The sequence below is a fragment of the Streptomyces sp. NPDC058751 genome, assembly GCF_042746485.1.
GTDB lineage: Bacteria > Actinomycetota > Actinomycetes > Streptomycetales > Streptomycetaceae > Streptomyces.
Genome location: NZ_JBHYPZ010000010.1, coordinates 195,110 through 213,221, shown reverse-complemented (window position 1 = coordinate 213,221; position 18,112 = coordinate 195,110). Strand labels below are relative to the sequence as shown.

Annotated in this window: 9 protein-coding genes; 3 read left to right on the top strand and 6 right to left on the bottom strand. The window is 72.7% G+C overall.

All coding sequences use genetic code 11. The annotated features are described in order from the left end of the window. Positions 1–43: 43 nt before the first annotated feature. From nudC to ACFW6B_RS12740, 5 genes are all read right to left on the bottom strand, one after another. A complete protein-coding gene (gene nudC / locus ACFW6B_RS12760) occupies positions 44–991 on the bottom strand; it encodes an NAD(+) diphosphatase (RefSeq protein ID WP_386595011.1) in 948 nt (315 codons plus the stop codon). Positions 992–1,086: 95 nt separating this feature from the next. Next, positions 1,087–2,499 (bottom strand): dipeptidase, encoded by a 1,413-nt coding sequence (locus ACFW6B_RS12755; protein WP_386595009.1) that lies wholly within the window; start codon positions 2,497–2,499, stop codon positions 1,087–1,089. A gap of 10 nt (positions 2,500–2,509) precedes the next feature. Further along, positions 2,510–6,166 carry a UvrD-helicase domain-containing protein gene (locus ACFW6B_RS12750; RefSeq protein ID WP_386595007.1) on the bottom strand — a complete coding sequence of 1,219 codons (3,657 nt, stop codon included), beginning with the start codon at positions 6,164–6,166 and terminating at the stop codon, positions 2,510–2,512. A 250-nt stretch (positions 6,167–6,416) separates the two neighbouring features. Next, positions 6,417–9,863 carry an ATP-dependent helicase gene (locus ACFW6B_RS12745; RefSeq protein ID WP_386595005.1) on the bottom strand — a complete coding sequence of 1,149 codons (3,447 nt, stop codon included), beginning with the start codon at positions 9,861–9,863 and terminating at the stop codon, positions 6,417–6,419. A 254-nt stretch (positions 9,864–10,117) separates the two neighbouring features. After that, positions 10,118–10,483 (bottom strand): MGMT family protein, encoded by a 366-nt coding sequence (locus ACFW6B_RS12740; protein WP_162683959.1) that lies wholly within the window; start codon positions 10,481–10,483, stop codon positions 10,118–10,120. Between the two features lie 185 nt (positions 10,484–10,668). Here ACFW6B_RS12740 and ACFW6B_RS12735 point away from each other — a divergent pair, with 185 nt between their 5' ends. The 3 genes from ACFW6B_RS12735 (at position 10,669) to ACFW6B_RS12725 (ending at position 16,862) form a co-directional block, all read left to right on the top strand. Continuing rightward, complete coding sequence (locus tag ACFW6B_RS12735; RefSeq protein WP_386595003.1) at positions 10,669–13,464, top strand: lysylphosphatidylglycerol synthase domain-containing protein; 2,796 nt, start codon at positions 10,669–10,671, stop codon at positions 13,462–13,464. Positions 13,465–13,648: 184 nt separating this feature from the next. Then, positions 13,649–15,193 (top strand): alpha/beta hydrolase, encoded by a 1,545-nt coding sequence (locus tag ACFW6B_RS12730; protein ID WP_386595001.1) that lies wholly within the window; start codon positions 13,649–13,651, stop codon positions 15,191–15,193. 115 nt (positions 15,194–15,308) lie between these two features. After that, positions 15,309–16,862, top strand: a complete 1,554-nt coding sequence (locus tag ACFW6B_RS12725) for an alpha/beta hydrolase (protein ID WP_386594998.1) — start codon at positions 15,309–15,311, stop codon at positions 16,860–16,862. Positions 16,863–16,933: 71 nt separating this feature from the next. Here ACFW6B_RS12725 and moeZ read toward each other — a convergent pair whose 3' ends face one another. Next, positions 16,934–18,112, bottom strand: a complete 1,179-nt coding sequence (moeZ, locus tag ACFW6B_RS12720; protein WP_386594996.1) for an adenylyltransferase/sulfurtransferase MoeZ — start codon at positions 18,110–18,112, stop codon at positions 16,934–16,936.

Here is an 18,112-nt window from a genome sequence, read left to right as displayed (position 1 = left end):
GGCCCGGGCCGGTCGGAGGGGCGACGTCATGTCCGGGGCGCCCTCAGGGGGTGTTGCCCCGAGTCGGCAGGGGCTTGCCGTACCAGAGCTCGATCAGACGCGCCGCGATCGAGATCCCGTAGGGGGGCAGGACCTCCCCGGAGTCGAAGGCGGCCCTCAGGTCGTCCCGGGAGAACCAGCGTGCTTCGTGGATCTCCTCGCCGTCGACGTCGATCTCCGGCGAGGTGGCGCGGGCGCGGAAGCCCAGCATGAGGCTGGAGGGGAACGGCCAGGGCTGGCTGGCGACGTACTCGACCTCGCCGACCGTGACCCCGACCTCCTCGAAGACCTCGCGGCGCACCGACTGCTCGATCGACTCGCCGGGCTCGACGAAGCCCGCGAGGGTGGAGAAGCGGCCTTCGGGCCAGTGCACCTGCCGGCCGAGCAGGATGCGGTCGTCGTCGTCCGTGACGGCCATGATCACGGCCGGGTCGGTGCGCGGGTAGTGCTCGGCGCCGCACGCGGGGCAGCGGCGGATGTGACCGGCGGCGGCGATGACCGTGCGCTCACCGCAGCGCGAGCAGAAGCGGTGGGTGCGCTGCCAGTTCTCCAGGCCGACCGCGTGCACCATCAGGCCCGCGTCGCGCGGCGACAGCAGCAGGCCCGCCTCACGCAGGCCGGCCGGGCGGGCGGACTGGTCGATGCGGCCGGGAAGCGCGTCCTTCTGGAGCGCGAAGTAGCTCACCCCGTCGTCGTCCGTGCCCAGGAAGTAGCGGTGCGCCTCGGTGAGCGGGGCCTCGAAGGACGGCGTCATCAGCAGTTCGGTGGTGCCGTCGGCCGTCTCGTCGATGAGCACCTGACCGCCGGAGACCACGAAGACGCGGGTCGTGGGGTGGCTCCAGGCCGCCGCGAGCCATGCCTCGTCGAGCCGGTGGTGGGCGGCCCGGTCGATGCCGCTCGGAGCGGTGAGCGAGATGGGACGGTCGGCGCTGTGGTCGGTCCAGGTGGTCACGGATGCTTCCAACTCCCCCGGTGGAACGGTTGTTTCGGCGGGCGGTTCAGCAGGGCGGGCGTGCGGGGCGCTCTCGGGGCTGCGGTTCGGTCTGTTCAGTGTGTCTCGCGCCAGTTCTCGGCCAGGTCGCCCCAGAGGTAGGCGGTCGTCTCGACGCCCTTCATGAGGAGGTCGAGTTCGACCTTCTCGTTGGGGGCGTGCCAGCCGTCGGAGGGAACGGAGATGCCCAGGAAGAGCACCGGGGCGCCGAGGACTTCCTGGAGGTCGGCCGCCGGTCCCGAGCCGCCCTCGCGGGTGTAGCGGACCGGCTGCTCGAAGGCCCGGCCCATGGCGCGCACGACGGACTGCAGTGCCGGGTGGTCCAGCGGGGTCAGGCACGGACGGGTGGACGGGCTGAACGTGATCTCGTGCCGGATGCCGTCGGGCACCTGCTCGGCCGCCCAGGCGCGTACGGCCTTCTCGATGTGGTCCGGGTCCTGTCCGGCGACGAGCCGGAAGGAGAGCTTCACCATGGCCGAGGACGGGATGATCGTCTTGCTGCCCGCCCCCTGGTAGCCGCCGCCGATGCCGTTGACCTCGGCGGTCGGGCGGGCCCAGACGCGCTCCAGGGTGGTGTGCCCGGCCTCTCCGTGCGTGGCCGTCGACCTTGCCGTGCGCAGCCAGCGCTCCTCGTCGAAGGGCAGTTCGGCGAAGAGTTCGCGCTCGCGCCCGGTGAGTTCGGTGACTCCTTCGTAGAAGCCGGGTACGGCCACGCGCGCGTGCTCGTCGTGCAGGGCCGCGACCAGGCGGGCGACCGCGGTGGCGGGGTTGGGCACGGCGCCGCCGAAGGATCCGGAGTGGATGTCCTGCCCGGGTCCGTGGAGGACGATCTCGCACTCGGCGAGGCCCCGCATGCCCGTGCAGACCGTGGGGGTGTCCTCGGACCACATGCCGGTGTCGGAGACGATCACGGCGTCGGCGGCGAGCCGTTGCGCGTGTTCTTCGACGAGCTCGCGGAAGTGCGGGGAGCCGGACTCCTCCTCGCCCTCGACCAGCAGCTTGAGGTGCACGGCCGGGCTGGTGCGGCCGGTGGCGGCGAGGTGGGCCCGGACGCCGAGTGTGTGGAAGAACACCTGGCCCTTGTCGTCCGCGGCCCCGCGCGCGTGGAGGCGGTTGCCCCGGATCACCGGCTCGAAGGGGTCGGTGTCCCAGCCGTCCTCGCGGGCGGCGGGCTGTACGTCGTGGTGTCCGTAGACGAGGACCGTGGGTGCGTCCGGGTCGTCGGAGGGCCACTCGGCGAAGACGGCGGGGGCGCCCGCGGTCGGCCAGACCTCGCAGGTCGGGAAGCCGGTCTCCCTAAGGGCGGCGGCGAGCCAGTCGGCGCTGCGTGCCACGTCCGCGGCGTGCTCGGGCTGGGCCGAGACCGAGGGGATGCGCAGCCACCGACCGAGGTCGTCGAGGAAGGCGGCGCGGTGCGTCTCGATGTACGTACGGACGGTGCTGACGGCGCTGTCAACGGGCTTGCTCATGTTCCTGAGCCTATCCGCCCACAGGGGCGTGTTCGTCCGGCGGTTCCCCGGGGACCCCGCCCCGTGCGCCGGTCGGGTCCTCGGTGAGCAGCCGTTCCAGCGCGGCACGGTCCGGAAGGCCCTCCGGTCGTACGACCTCGCCGTCGCGGACGTACAGGAACGCGGCCGTGACGGATTCCAGGGGAACCCGCTGCCGTTCGGCCCAGCCCAGGCGGTACAGCGCGAGCTGGAGCGGGTCGGCCGTGCGGCCGTGGCCGGTCTTCCAGTCGACGATCTCGTACGTCGTCTCCTCGCCCTCGCCGTTCCTGTAGACGGCGTCGATCCGGCCGCGGACGACCCGGCCGGCGATCGCGAGCTGGAAGGGCACCTCGACGCGGTACGGGGTGCGGTGCGCGTAGGGAGTGCGTTCGAAGGCGTCCTTCAGGGCCTGCAGGTCGTGCTCGTCGGCGATCTCCGCCTCGCTGCCGGGCAGTTCCTCGGGGTCGAGCATCGGCAGCCGCAGTTCCTCGAAGCGGGACTCCACCCAGGCGTGGAAGCGCGTGCCCCGGCGCGCGGCGGGCTGCGGGGGGCGCGGCATGGGGCGGGCGAGTTCCTGGGCGAAGCCGTCCGGGTCGGCGGCCAGACGCACGAGCTGGGAGGCGGTGAGCGAGGCCGGCAGAGGAACGTGGGTGACGGTCTCGCGGGCGCGCAGGAGCTCGCCGGTGAGCGCGTCCAGGTCGCGGTCCCAGGAGGCGAGGGTGCGGGCCTCCTCGGGCGTGAGGCGCTCGCTCACGGCCTCCCGGGGGTGCGGGAGGAGGACGGGCGGCTGTGCCTGGTGCGGCACCGTCGGACGTTCGCTCCCGCGGTCGGCCGGGTCGTCCCCCGGTCGTTCCGTGGCCCAGGAGTCCCGGTCCGAGCCGCCGTCCCCGGGCAAACCGCCGTCCCCGGGGCCGTCCCCCGGGAAGGGGTCCCCGGAGAAGGAGTCGTCGGGGAAAGGGTCGTCGGAGAAGGGGTCGTCGGGAAGGTCCCCCTCGAAGAACCCGTCCTCGGGGAAACCGTCCTCGTCGTGGGGCGGGACGTCGTCCTCGGGCGGGGGCGGCCATTCCGGATCGTCGTACGGACCGGGGTCGTGGGCGGCCGGGTCCGCGTGCGCGCCGGTGTCCGGACGGGTCCCGTCGTGGGACGCGACCCGCTCCAGGTGGGCGAGTACGGTGTCCGCCGCCGCGCGGCGGCGGACGAGGGCCGCGTCGTCGAGCGGGAGCGGCCAGGCGTGGTCGGCGGCCGCCTCGTGCAGGGCCGGGTTCTCCTCGTCCTCGGCCGGTTCGTCCGCCCAGACCTCGATCTCGCCGTGTCCGGCCGTGCAGTGGTCGTGGAGGGCGTGCAGGAAGTCCGAGGGGCCGCGCGTCCGCTTCTGGGAGGGCCCCCACCAGTGGCCGGAGCCGAGCAGGAGCGAACGGGGGCGGGTGAACGTGACGTAGCCGAGGCGCAGTTCCTCGGTGTGCTGGTGGGCCTTCATGGCCTCGTGGAAGGCCTTGATGCCCTTGGCGTCCCAGGTGTCGACGTCGGGCAGCGTGTCGGCGTCGCCGCGCAGACGGTGGGGCAGGACCTTGCCCTGGGCGGTCCACTTCTCGCGGCCCTGGCCGCTCGGGAAGGTGCCGGTGACGAGGCCGGGGACCGCCACCACGTCCCACTCCAGGCCCTTGGACTTGTGCGCGGTGAGCACCTTGACGGTGTTCTCGCCGCCGGGCAGGGCGTTGTCCAGGCCCTTCTCGTACTGTGCGGCGGTCCGCAGGAAGCCGAGGAAGGCCAGCAGGCTCGCCTCGCCGTCGCCGGCCGCGAAGGACGCGGCGACGTCCAGGAAGTTGGACAGGGTCTCGCGGCGGCGGGCGGCCAGGGCGTGCGGGGACGCGGAGAGCTCGACCTCCAGGCCGGTGACGGCGAGGACCCGGTGCAGGACGTCCATGAGCGGGTCGGCCAGCGAGCGGCGCAGGTCGCGCAGTTCGGCGGCGAGCCGCGCGAAGCGCACGCGCGCGTCCGGCGAGAAGGGCAGCCCGTCGTCGTCCCCCGCGGCCTCGACGGGCGTCTCCAGGAACGTGTCGAGGGCGTCGGCGAGCGAGATCACCTCGGCGGGATCGACCCCCTCGACGGCCGCGGCGAGCCTGCGGTCCGGATCGTCGTCGGCCCGTGCGTGCGCGTGGGAGACCAGCAGACGGGCACGGCGCCCGAGGAGGGCGAGGTCGCGCGGGCCGATCCGCCAGCGCGGGCCGGTGAGCAGCCGGACGAGGGAGGCGTTCGCCCCCGGGTCCTGGAGGACTTCGCAGACGGCCACGAGGTCGGCCACCTCGGGCAGGTGCAGCAGACCGGAGAGGCCCACCACCTCGACGGGGACGTCACGGGCGACGAGCGCGCCCTGGATCTCGGCGAAGTCGCCGGCGGTGCGGCACAGGACGGCGATCTCGGCGGGTGCCTTGCCGGTGCGTACGAGATGGGCGATCGAGTCGGCGAGCCAGCCGATCTCCTCGGCGTGGGTGCGCAGCAGCGCGCAGCGCACGACGCCGTCCCGCTCGGCTCCCGGGGCGGGCCGCAGGGCCTCCACGCCCGCGTGCATGGCGCGCAGCGGCTCGGCGAGTCCGTTGGCGAGGTCGAGGAGGCGGCCGCCGCTGCGGCGGTTCTCGCTGAGCGACTGGCGGACGGCGGGGCGGCCGTCGGGGCGGGCGAAGTGCTCGGGGAAGTCGTCGAGGTTGGCGACGGACGCGCCGCGCCAGCCGTAGATCGCCTGGCAGGGGTCGCCGACCGCGGTCACGGGGTGTCCGGTGCCGCCGCCGAACAGTCCCGCGAGCAGGACGCGCTGGGCCACCGAGGTGTCCTGGTACTCGTCCAGCAGGACCACCCGGAACTCGTCCCGCAGGATCTCCCCGACCTCGGGGCGGGTGCGGGCCAGGGTGGCCGAGAGGGCGATCTGGTCGCCGAAGTCGAGGAGGTCGCGCTCTCGTTTCGCCGCGCGGTAACGGCCCACCAGCTCGGCGAGTTCGCGCCGGGCCGCGGCGGTCTCGGGGACCTTGCGCAGATCCGCGTTGGTGAGCCGCGCGCTCTCCAGGGTGCGCAGCAGTTCGGCGTCGTGGGCGCGCAGGTCCTCGGCCGCCACGAGATGTTCGGCGAGCTCGGAGTCGAGGGTCAGGAGGTCGCTCACCAGGTCCGGGAAGGAGCGGGTCAGTGCCGGGTAGGGGCCCGGCGCCTCGCGCAGCACGCGCGCGGCGAGCTGGTAGCGGGTGGCGTCGGCGAGGAGCCGCGAGGTCGGTTCGAGTCCGATGCGCAGGCCGTGGTCGGTGAGCAGCCGGCCGGCGAAGGCGTGGTACGTGGAGATGACCGGTTCGCCCGGCGGGTTGTCGGGGTCGATGACGTCCGGGTCGGTGACCCCCGCCTTGACGAGCGCCTTGCGGACCCGCTCGGCGAGTTCGCCCGCCGCCTTGTTGGTGAACGTCAGGCCGAGGACCTGCTCGGGGGCCACCTGCCCGGTGCCGACCAGCCACACCACGCGGGCCGCCATCACCGTGGTCTTGCCCGAACCGGCTCCGGCCACGATCACCTGCGGGGCCGGTTCCGCGGTGATGCACTCCGTCTGTTCCGGGGTGAACGGGATGCCGAGGAGTTCTTTGAGCTGTTCGGGGTCGGTGAGACGGGCGGGCATGCGCAGAGGCTAGCGGCGTCCACCGACAGCGGTGACCACATCGGCGAGGGGGGCGAAAGAAGCGCAGGTCAGCGTATGTGGTGCTATACGTCACTCGCTGACGCCGTGCCCCCGGGCCGCTTGGAACGGGTGACCTGCCCGACACGGGTCGAACCCGCGGAGCCGCACGGAGCGGCAGCCTGTCCGGCGCCTCCCGACTCCGCGGAACCGCACGGACCGGCGGCCTGCCCGGCGCCCGTCCGGGATCCGCTCACTCGACGACCTGCCGGCCCTCGGGCCGGGCGCTGCAGGACGCCCGGAAGGAGCAGTGCGTGCAGTGCTGTCCCGTCGTCGGCGAGAACCGTTCGTCGAGGACCTTGCCGGCGGCGTTCGCCAGCAGGTCGCCGACCCACTCGCCCTCCAGCGGCTCCTGCGCCTGGACCTTGGGAAGGCTCTCGCCGCCGTTCTTCTTGGCGGCGCCCTGGCGGAGCTGGACGAGTTCGGCACCGCCCGCCTCGGGGCGTACGCCGTCGAAGACGTCGTCGACCGCGCCTTCGCCGACGGCGAGCTGGTAGACGGCGAGCTGCGGGTGGCGGGCCACCTCCGCGGCGCTCGGTGCCTGCTTGCCGGTCTTGAAGTCGACCACGTAGGCGCGGCCGGCGCTGTCGGCCTCGACGCGGTCCATGGAGCCGCGGATGCGCACTTCGTAGGAGCCCGCTTCGAGCGTCACGTCGAAGTCGTGCTCGCTGGCCACCGGTGTACGGCCGGTGCGGTCCATGACGTGCCACTCCAGGAAGCGTTCGAGCGCCACGCGCGCGTGCTCCTTCTCCTGCGCCGACTTCCAGGGGGCGTCGAAGGCGAGCGCGTTCCACACCGAGTCGAGGCGTTCCATGAGGACGTCGAGGTCCGCGGGGGTGCGTCCGGAGGCGACCTCGTCGGCGAGGACGTGCACCACGTTGCCGAAGCCCTGGGCGGCCGTCGCGGGCGCGTCGGCCTTCACCTCCCGCCCGAGGAACCACTGCAGGGCACAGGTGTTGGCGAGCTGGTCGAGGGCGCTGCCGGAGAGCACGACGGGCTTGTCCCGGTCGCGCAGCGGGACCTTGCTCTCCGTCGGCTCGTACATGCCCCACCAGCGGTAGGGGTGCGCGGAGGGGACCAGCGGGCGGCCGTCCTCGTCGGCGAGCGCGGCGAGACGGGCGAGACGGCGGGCCGCGGCCTGCCTGAGTTCCTCCGAGACGCGCGGGTCGACCGTGGTGGCGCGCAGCTCGGCGACCAGCGGGGCGACGGCCAGCGGGCGGCGCGGACGGCCGGTCACGTCCTTGGGTTCGACGCCGAGTTCGGCGAGGAAGCGGGAGGGCTGGTCGCCGTCGTCGGCCGGTGCCTTGACCGCCGTCACGACGAGCCGTTCACGCGCGCGCGTGGCGGCCACGTAGAACAGCCGGCGCTCCTCGGAGAGGAGTGCCCCGGGTGTGAGGGGTTCGGCGAGTCCGTCCCGCCCGATGCGGTCGGCCTCCAGCAGGGAACCGCGGCGGCGCAGGTCCGGCCACAGCCCTTCCTGGACGCCCGCGACGACGACGAGGCGCCACTCCAGGCCCTTGGAGCGGTGCGCCGTCATCAGACGGACGGCCTCGGGGCGGACGGCCCTGCGGGTGAGCGTGTCGGCCGCGATGTCCTCGGCGTCGATCTCCTCCAGGAAGTTCAGGGCGCCACGCCCTCCGGTGCGCTCCTCCGCGCGTTCGGCGGTCGCGAACAGGGCGCACACGGCGTCCAGGTCCCGGTCGGCGTTGCGTCCGGCCGCGCCGCCGCGCCGGGCGGCCCGCTCCAGGCGTTGCGGCCAGGGCGTGCCGTCCCACAGGTCCCAGAGGGCCTCCTCGGCCGTTCCGCCGTCCGCGAGACGCGCACGCGCCCTGCGCAGCAGCGCGCCGAGGCGCTGGGCCCCCCGGGCGTACGCGGGATCGTGCGCGACGAGCCGCTCCGGCTCGGCCAGCGCGCGGGCGAGCAGGACGTCGGACGGCGGCGGTACGAGGTTTCCGCCGGCCCGCTCCTCCTCCCGCAGGGCGCGCCCCAGGCGCCGCAGGTCGGCGGCGTCCATGCTCGCGAGCGGCGAGGCGAGGAGGGTGAGCGCGGTCTCGGTGTCGAGCCAGGACGCGACGCGGACGCCGGCCGTGTCCCCGGGATCAGCGACGGCGGCGGACATCCCGTCCGAGCCGTCCGAGCCGTCCGAGCCGGACGCCCCGTCCGGACCAGAGACCCCGTCCGCCCCGGACACCTCGTCCGAACCCGAGGCGCCCTTTGCCCCGGACGCCCTGTCCGCGCTCGTCTCCGACTCCGCGCGGGCCACCGCCCGCAGCGCCGTCAGCAGTGGCACCACCGCGGGTTCGTGCCGCAGGGGCAGATCGTCGCCGTCGATGTCGAGGGGCACGCCCGCCGAGGTGAGCGCCCGCCGGATCGTGGGGATCGTGCGGGAACCGGCACGCACGAGGACGGCCATCTCCCCCCAGGGAACACCGTCTTCCAGGTGGGCGCGGCGCAGGATGTCCGCGATGTTGTCGAGCTCCGTGCCGGGCGTCGGATACGTGTAGACCTCGACATGCCCCCCGTCCCGCACCGGGGACAGCTCGCGGTGGGCACGCACCTTCTGCGCCGGCAGCCGGGTCAGCGGCATGCGCAGGGTGAGCCGGCGGGTGGCTTCCAGCAGACGGGCGCCCGAGCGGCGGGACGTGCCGAGGACCTCGACCGGGGCCGGGCGGCCGTCCACGCGCGGAAAGGCGTCGGGGAAGTCCAGGATGCCGTTCACGTCGGCGCCGCGGAAGGCGTAGATCGACTGGTCGGGGTCACCGAAGGCGACGAGCGTGCTCCCGCCGCCGGCGAGGCCGCGCAGCAGCCGCACCTGCGCGGGGTCGGTGTCCTGGTACTCGTCCACGTAGACGGCGTCGTACTGCGCCGCGAGCCGTTCGGCGACCTCGGGGCGGCGGACGAGGAGCACCGCGCGGTGGACCAGTTCCGCGTAGTCGAGGACCCCCTGCATGTCGAGGACGTCGAGGTACTCGGCGAGGAACGCGGCCGCCGCGCCCCAGTCCGGACGGCCGATGCGCCGGGCGAACGCCTCCAGGGCGTCGGGGCCGAGACCGAGTTCACGGCTGCGGGCGAGCACCGCGCGGACCTCGTCCGCGAAGCCGCGCGTGGTCAGACAGGCCCGCAGCTCGTCCGGCCAGCGCACATGGGCGAGGCCCAGCCGCTCCAGGTCGGGCTGGCCCGCGAGCAGCTCGCGCACGGCCACGTCCTGTTCGGGGCCGGACAGCAGCCGCAGGGGCTCCGCGAACAGGTCGCTGTCCTGGTGGGCCCGGATCAGCGCGTAACAGAAGGAGTGGAACGTCGTGGCCCGGGGCGCACGGGCGGCTCCTATGCGCAGCGCCATGCGGTCGCGGAGCTCGACGGCCGCCTTGCGGCTGAACGTGAGCACCAGGATCCGTTCCGGGTCGCCGCCGCGTTCGATCCGGGCGGTCACGGATTCGACGAGCGTGGTCGTCTTGCCCGTACCGGGACCCGCGAGGACGAGCAGCGGTCCGCTCCCGTGGTCAACCACCGCGCGCTGTCCCGCGTCAAGCAGAGGGGGATCCACCCGGGTCGGCGCGGTGCGCACCAGCCGGTACGCACCGCGGGCCCCCTGGCGCACGAAGGGGTGCGTCAGGCGCCTGGTGGAGGAAGTGGAGCTCACGTGGTTCGCCGGTCCTGGTGGTCGTACTGGTGGGCGGACTGTCCGGTGAAGGGCAGTGACCGCGGGTGAGGGGAACGCGTGCCGACGACGCTACGCCGACGGAGTCCACGGAAGGAGTGCTTCCGATTCTTCCCTCACGCCCCGTGCGCCCCGCGCGTCCCGTGTCGCACGAACGTACGGCATGTCACGGATGCGCCTCGTTTCCCTCGTACGGGCCTCAGTGTCCCCTTCGGCCCCGTGAATACCCGAAGCTGTCAGGTGTGACCTTCCGCGCGTTCGCCGCCGTCCCAACGGGCCCGTCTCATGTCGACGCGTGGCAGATGCCCCGCGGATGCCCGGCTCGCCTCCTTCAGGGGCGTCCCCTCCGCGCGGTAGTGGGCCAGCGCGTCCAGTTCGTGGCCGGGCAGCAGCACGCCGTCGGCGCGCATGACGCGCCACCACGGAACCGCTCCGCCGTACAGGGCCAGCACCCGGCCCACCTGGCGCGGCCCGCCCTCCTCCAGCCATTCGGCGATGTCGCCGTACGTCATGACGCGGCCGGGCGGGATCAGCTCGGCGACGTCGAGGACCCGCTCCGCGTACTCCGGCAGCGCGTCCGCCGGAAGGCTCTCCTCGCTCATCCGCCCCATCCTGCCCCACCCCACCGACAACGGGACCCGGCGGCGACTGTGCGTATTCCTTCCCCCGGGGTGACGCTTGTAGCAGATTGCGCGCCCCGCATTTGCACCCTGATGCCCCCGTGTGTCGCTCGGGCATGCCACCATCGTGCGGGCGGTGACTGGTGATACGAGATCAAGAAGAGACCATGAGGCAGCAGGGCGTGCACCCCGAAGACGCGGAGGGCACCTCCGCCGCCTCGTCGCGCCCGGACACCGGCGGCGTCGACGAGAAGGGCGTGGACCCCTCTCCTGAGACCCCGGCGTCCTCGCCCCGGACCCCGGGGGACGAGAAGCGGCGGGCCGAGCGCGGCACCGGCTGCGTGGACGAGGTCCACGCCGACGAGGTCGAGGGCGACGAACCGCTGCTTCCCGCGCGCGTGCACCGCCCCTCCGACCTGATGCGGCTCCTGGTCGGCGTACTCGCGATCGTGGTGCTGCTCGGCATCGCCGGTTTCGCGCACGGCACCACCTCGGGCCTCGAACAGGACATCAACAAGGGCACCGGACAGGCACCCGATCTGCTGATCAAGATCGCGGGGCTGGCGTCCAGCATCGCGATCCTCCTGGTGCCGGTCGCCTTCGCCATCGAGCGGCTGATCAAGCGGGACGGGCTGCGCATCGCCGACGGCGTCCTCGCCGCCGTCCTCGCGCACGGGGTGACCCTCGCCACCGACCTCTGGGTCGCCAAGGCCGCGCCCGACTCCATCCAGGAGGCGCTGACCCAGCCCTCGCCGAGCGACGTCCACGCCCTCACCGACCCGGTGCACGGCTATCTCGCACCGGTCATCGCCTACATGACGGCCGTCGGCATGTCCCGCAGACCTCGCTGGCGCGGGGTCCTCTGGGTCGTGCTGCTCCTCGACGCCTTCTCCATGCTGGTCACCGGCTACACGACCCCGTTCTCGATCATCCTGACGGTGCTGATCGGCTGGACCGTCGCCTACGGAACGCTCTACGCGGTCGGCTCCCCGAACGTACGGCCGACCGGACGGACGCTGATGGCGGGCCTCCGGCACGTCGGCTTCCACCCGGTCAGCGCGGCCCGCGAGGAGACGCAGGAGACCGCGGAGAGCGGCGACCGGGGCCGGCGCTACTTCGTCACCCTGGAGGACGGCCCCCCGCTCGACGTCACGGTCGTCGACCGCGAGCAGCAGGCCCAGGGCTTCTTCTACCGCGCCTGGCGCCGGCTGACGCTGCGCGGCATCACCACGCGCCGCAGCCTCCAGTCCCTGCGCCAGGCCCTGGAGCAGGAAGCCCTCCTCGCCTACGCGGCCATCGCGGCCGGCGCCAACGCGCCCAAGCTGATCGCGACCTCCGAACTGGGCCCGGACGCCGTGATGCTCGTCTACGAGCACACCGGGGCGCACACCCTGGACTCGCTGCCCGACGAGACGATCACCGACGAACTGCTGCGCGACACCTGGCACCAGGTGCAGGCGCTGCAGTCGCGGCGCATCGCGCACCGCAGGCTCGCGGGCGACGCGATCCTGGTGGATCGTTCCGGCACGGTGATCCTCACGGATCTGCGCGGCGGCGAGATCGCGGCGGGCGATCTGCTGCTGCGGATGGACATCGCCCAGCTCGTGACCACCCTCGCGCTGCGCGTGGGCGCCGAGCGCGCGGTGGCGTCGGCGGTGGGCGTGCTCGGCCCGGACGCCGTCGCGGACTGCCTGCCCATGCTCCAGCCGATCGCGCTGACGCGCTCCACGCGCGCGACACTGCGCAGACTCGCCCGGGAGCGCGCGCAGCGCGAACGCGAGGCGGTGCTGGAGGCCTCGCGGCAGGCCAAACTCGCCCGCGCGGCGGAAGCGGCCGAGGAAGGCGGAGAAGCGGCGCCGCCCGTGCCGGAGAAGGCCGGCAAGAAGGCCGTACGCGCCGAGCAGCGCGCCGAGAAGCGGGCGATCGACGAGGCCCTGGACGAGGCGCGCGAGGAGGATCTGCTCACCCAGATCCGCCACCAGGTGCTGCTGATCAGACCCCAGGCCCCCGTGGAGCCGGCCCGGCTGGAGCGGGTCAAGCCCCGCACGCTGATCAGCGTCATCGCCGGGGCGATCGGCGCGTACTTCCTGCTCACCCAGCTCACCCACATCGAGTTCGGGACCCTCTTCGACGACGCCCAGTGGGGCTGGGTCGCGGCGGCCGCGCTGTTCTCCGCCCTGAGCTACTTCGCGGCGGCGATGAGCCTTCTCGGCTTCGTGCCCGAGCGGGTGCCGTTCCTGCGGACCGCGGCGGCCCAGGTCGCCGGCTCGTTCGTGAAGATCGTGGCGCCCGCCGCGGTCGGCGGCGTCGCCCTCAACACGCGCTTCCTCCAGCGGGCCGGGGTCCGGCCGGGGCTCGCGGTGGCGAGTGTCGGCGCGTCGCAGCTCTTCGGGCTCGGCTGCCACATCCTGATGCTGCTGTCCTTCGGCTATCTGACCGGTACGGAGAAGACTCCGTCCCTGTCGCCGTCCCGCACGGTCATCGCGGGCCTGCTGACGGTCGCGGTGCTCATCCTCGTGGTGACGTCGGTGCCGCTGCTGCGCAAGTTCGTCTCCACGCGCGTGAGGTCGCTGTTCGCGGGCGTCGTACCGCGCATGCTGGACGTGCTGCAGCGGCCGCAGAAGCTCGTCACCGGCATCGGCGGCATGCTGCTGCTGACCGCCTGCTTCGTGATGTGCCTGGACGCCTCGATCCGCGCGTTCGGCCACGACGAGACGACGACGCTCAGCCTCGCCAGTGTCGCCGTCGTCTTCCTCGCCGGTAACGCACTGGGCTCGGCGGCCCCGACGCCGGGCGGTGTGGGCGCGGTCGAGGCGACCCTCACCGTCGGCCTGATCGCCGTCGGCCTGCCCAAGGAGGTCGCGGCGCCCGCGGTGCTGCTGTACCGGCTGCTGACCCTGTGGCTGCCGGTACTGCCGGGCTGGCTGTTCTTCAACCACCTGACACGCAAGGGCGCGCTCTAGGGCAGGCACCGGACCGCCCGGCCGCCCGTGCGCGCCTCGTACCGGCGGCGGGCGGTCTCGTCGCCCTCGCACCCCGTCCCGGCGGGCGGACCGTCTCGTCCCCGCCCGCGGGCCCCGACCGCGTCCTCACCCGCACGGCTCGTGCCCCGAGCGGCCCGTCCCGCCCGCGCGCAGGATGGGGAACATGCCGAACCCGTCCCCGCCGCGCGCCGTCGTCGCGGCCGTCGCCGTCGTCCTGCTGGCCTCGTGGGTGTCCGGCTGCGGCGACGACTCCAAGGATGAGGACCTGACGGCGCAGAAACTGGACTGGGAGGCGTGCCCAGCACCGTCCGAGGCCCAGGGAGGCGGCAACGCCCCGTCCCCTCTGCCGGGTGGCGCGGAGTGGCAGTGCGCCACCTTGAAGGCGCCCCTCGACTGGTCCGACCCGAGGGGCGACACGATCGGGATCGCGCTGATCCGGGCGAAGGCGAGCGGCGACCCCGGCAGGCGCATCGGCTCGCTCGTCTTCAACTTCGGCGGCCCCGGCGGCTCGGGCGTCGCCACCCTGCCCGCCTTCGGCGAGGACTACGCCACCCTGCGCACCCGCTACGACCTGGTGAGTTTCGACCCGCGCGGAGTCGGCCGCAGCGCGGGGGTGAAGTGCGAGAACGACCAGCAGCTCGACAGGTTCTTCCAGCAGGACGCCACTCCGGAGGACGCCGCCGAGGAGCAGACGCTCCTGCGGAACACCAGGACGTTCAACGCGGCGTGCGAGAAGAACTCCGGCGAGGTCCTCCCCCATGTGCGCACGACGGACGCCGCTCGCGACATGGATCTGATGCGTCAGGTGCTCGGCGACGACAAGCTGCACTACTTCGGCATCTCGTACGGCACCGAACTGGGCGGCGTCTACGCCCACTTGTTCCCCAAGAACGTGGGCCGGGCCGTCTTCGACGGGGTCGTCGACCCGACCCAGGACATGGAACAGAGCTCCCTCGGCCAGGCCAAGGGCTTCCAGCTGGCGCTGGACAACTTCGCCGAGGACTGCGTCTCGAAGGCCGAGGGCTGCCCCATCGGCGACAGCCCGCAGGACGTCAAGGACCGCATCGCCGAACTGCTGAAGGACCTCGACGGCAAACCGATTCCCGGTGTCTTCCCGCGCCGCCTCACCCAGACCGCGGCGACCAGCGGCATCGCGCAGTCGCTGTACTCGAAGGACTTCTGGGAGTACCTGACGGAGGGACTCCAGCAGGCGTACGACGGGGACGGCAAGGTGCTGATGCTGCTGTCGGACTCGCTGAACGGACGCAGCGAGAACGGCCAGTACAGCAACATCGCCGCGGCGAACGTCTCCATCAACTGCGCCGACGACAAGCCGCGTTACACCGCGGACCAGGTGAGGTCGAAGGTTCCCGCGTTCCGGGCCGCCTCACCGCTGTTCGGCGACTACCTGGCCTGGGGCCTGGTCGGTTGCACCGACTGGGCCGTGCCGGGGGCCGCCGAGCACCCGGACGTCAGCGCCCCCGGCGCGGCGCCGATCCTCGTGGTCGGCAACACCGGCGACCCCGCGACGCCGTACGAGGGCGCTCGGGCGATGGTGAACGCGCTGGGCGAGGGCGTCGGGGTCGAGCTGACGTACAAGGGGCAGGGCCACGGGTCCTACGACAGCGGGAACAAGTGCGTGCGGGGTGCGGTGGACGGCTATCTGCTGGACGGGACAGTGCCGCGGGCCGGAACCGTCTGCTCTTAGAAAACAGCAGGTCAGAGCGTTATCCACAGCCCTCGGCGGTGGTCGGCGGCCGCCGCCTACTATGGCCTGCAGGTGATCCGCGACCTCGTGCGGACCACGGGCGAGGGGGGCACTCATGACACGTTTCGCACGGTGGACGGCCGCGGCCGCCGCCACGCTGCTGCTGGCCGGCTGCGGCGGGGGCGGCCCGGCCGGCGACGAGGAGGGGGAGAAGAACGGCGACAAGGCACCGACCGCCGCGCCGCCCTCCGGCGGGTCCCCGGGCCTGCCCGCCTCGGTCACCTCGCAGAAGCTCGACTGGGGCCGCTGCAAAGGCACTTCGGACTCCCCCGCGCCCGGCAGTGGCTGGCAGTGCGCCACGCTCGAGGCACCGGTGGACTACGCGAAGCCGGACGGCGCGACGATCGGCCTGGCGCTCGTCCGCTCCAAGGCGACCGGCGGTCCGGACAAGCGCATCGGCTCGCTCCTGTTCAACTTCGGCGGCCCCGGAGCCTCGGGCGTCTCCACGATGCCGTTGTACGAGGGGGTCGTCGGCGCGCTCCACGAGCGCTACGACCTGGTGAGCTGGGACCCGCGCGGGGTGGCGGCCAGCGAAGGGGTGCGGTGCCGCGGGGACAAGGCGATCCAGGCCGCCGAGTCGGTGGACGCCACACCGGACGACGCGGCCGAGGAAGCGGCCTATCTCAAGGACGCCGCGGACTTCGGGAAGGGCTGCGCGAAGGCCGCCGGCAAGCTGCTGTCCCACGTCTCGACGACGGACACGGCCCGCGACATGGACCTGATGCGCCAGGTCCTCGGCGATCGCCGGATGCACTATTTCGGCATCTCGTACGGCACCGAACTGGGCGGCGTGTACGCCCACTTGTTCCCCAAGAACGTGGGACGCCTGGTGCTGGACGCGGTCGTCGACCCGAGCGCCGACACCGTGGGCCACGCCAAGAACCAGACGCTGGGCTTCCAGCGCGCCCTGGACAACTACCTCAAGTCCACCGGCCAGGACCCGCGGCAGGGCTCACGGAAGATCGCGGGCCTGCTGAAGCGGATCGACGCCGCCCCCCTGCCCGCCTCCGGCGGGCGCAGGCTCAGCGAGACGCTGGCCCTCACCGGCATCGTGCTGCCGCTCTACAGCGAGGCGGGCTGGCCGCGCCTCACCAAGGCCCTGAAGGACGCCGAGGCCGGGGACGGCTCGGCCCTGCTGGCGCTCGCCGACGACTACAACGATCGTGACGCCTCGGGGAGCTACGGCACCACGACCCACTCCCAGCGGGTCATATCGTGCCTGGACGACAAGGAGAGGCCGACTCCCGAGGAGACGCGGAAGCGGCTTCCCGAGTTCGAGAGGATCTCCCCCGTCTTCGGGGACTTCATGGGCTGGGACACGGCGGGCTGGTGTCACGACTGGCCGGTGGCCGGGCAGTACGACACTCCCGAGGTCAGTGCTCCGGGAGCCGCTCCGGTGCTGGTCGTCGGCAACACCGGGGACCCGGCGACGCCCTACGAGGGCGCGCGCAGGATGGCGGACGAGCTCGGCGGGGGCGTGGGCGTGGTGCTCACCTGGAAGGGCGAGGGCCATGGCGCCTACGGGAGCGGGAGCGACTGTGTCGACTCGAGCGTGAACGGCTACCTGCTGGACGGGACGGTGCCGAAGGACGGCAAGGTCTGTTCATGACGGTGGCGGGGGTCTCCCGGACACCACGTCCGGGAGACCCCCGCCACCGAAAGAGCGGGACGCTCCGCCGTTCAGTACACCGGCTTCTCGGGCTCGATCTGGTGGACCCAGCCGATCACACCGCCGCCGACGTGCACCGCGTCGGCGAAACCGGCGGACTTCAGGACGGCGAGGACCTCCGCGCTGCGGACACCCGTCTTGCAGTGCAGGACGATCTTCTTGTCCTGCGGCAGGCTCTCCAGGGCCGCGCCCATGAGGAACTCGTTCTTCGGGATCAGCCGGGCGCCGGGGATCGAGACGATCTCGTACTCGTTGACCTCGCGGACGTCGATGATGTCGATGTTCTCGCCCTCGTCGATCCACTCCTTGAGCTGCTTGGGAGTGATCGTCGAACCGGCGGCCGCCTCCTGGGCCTCCTCGGACACGACGCCGCAGAAGGCCTCGTAGTCGATGAGCTCGGTGACGGTGGGGTTCTCGCCGCAGACCGCGCAGTTCGGGTCCTTGCGGACCTTGACCTGGCGGTACTGCATCTCCAGGGCGTCGTAGATCATCAGGCGGCCGACGAGCGGCTCACCGATACCCGCGAGGAGCTTGATCGCTTCGTTGACCTGGATGGAGCCGATGGACGCGCACAGCACGCCGAGGACACCGCCCTCGGCGCAGGAGGGGACCATGCCCGGCGGCGGGGGCTCCGGGTAGAGGCAGCGGTAGCAGGGACCGTGCTCGGACCAGAAGACGGAGGCCTGGCCGTCGAAGCGGTAGATCGAACCCCACACGTACGGCTTGTTGAGCAGCACGCAGGCGTCGTTGACGAGGTACCGGGTCGCGAAGTTGTCGGTGCCGTCGACGATCAGGTCGTACTGGCTGAAGATGTCCATCACGTTCTCGGCCTCGAGCCGCTCTTCGTGAAGGACCACGTTCACGTACGGGTTGATGCCCAGCACGGAGTCGCGCGCGGACTCCGCCTTGGAGCGGCCGATGTCCGCCTGGCTGTGGATGATCTGGCGCTGCAGGTTCGACTCGTCGACCTCGTCGAACTCCACGATGCCGAGCGTGCCCACGCCCGCCGCGGCCAGGTACATCAGCGCCGGCGATCCGAGGCCGCCGGCGCCCACGCAGAGCACCTTGGCGTTCTTCAGCCGCTTCTGCCCGTCCATGCCCACGTCGGGGATGATCAGGTGGCGGGAGTACCTGCGGACCTCGTCTACGGTGAGCTCAGAGGCTGGCTCGACCAGGGGTGGCAGCGACAC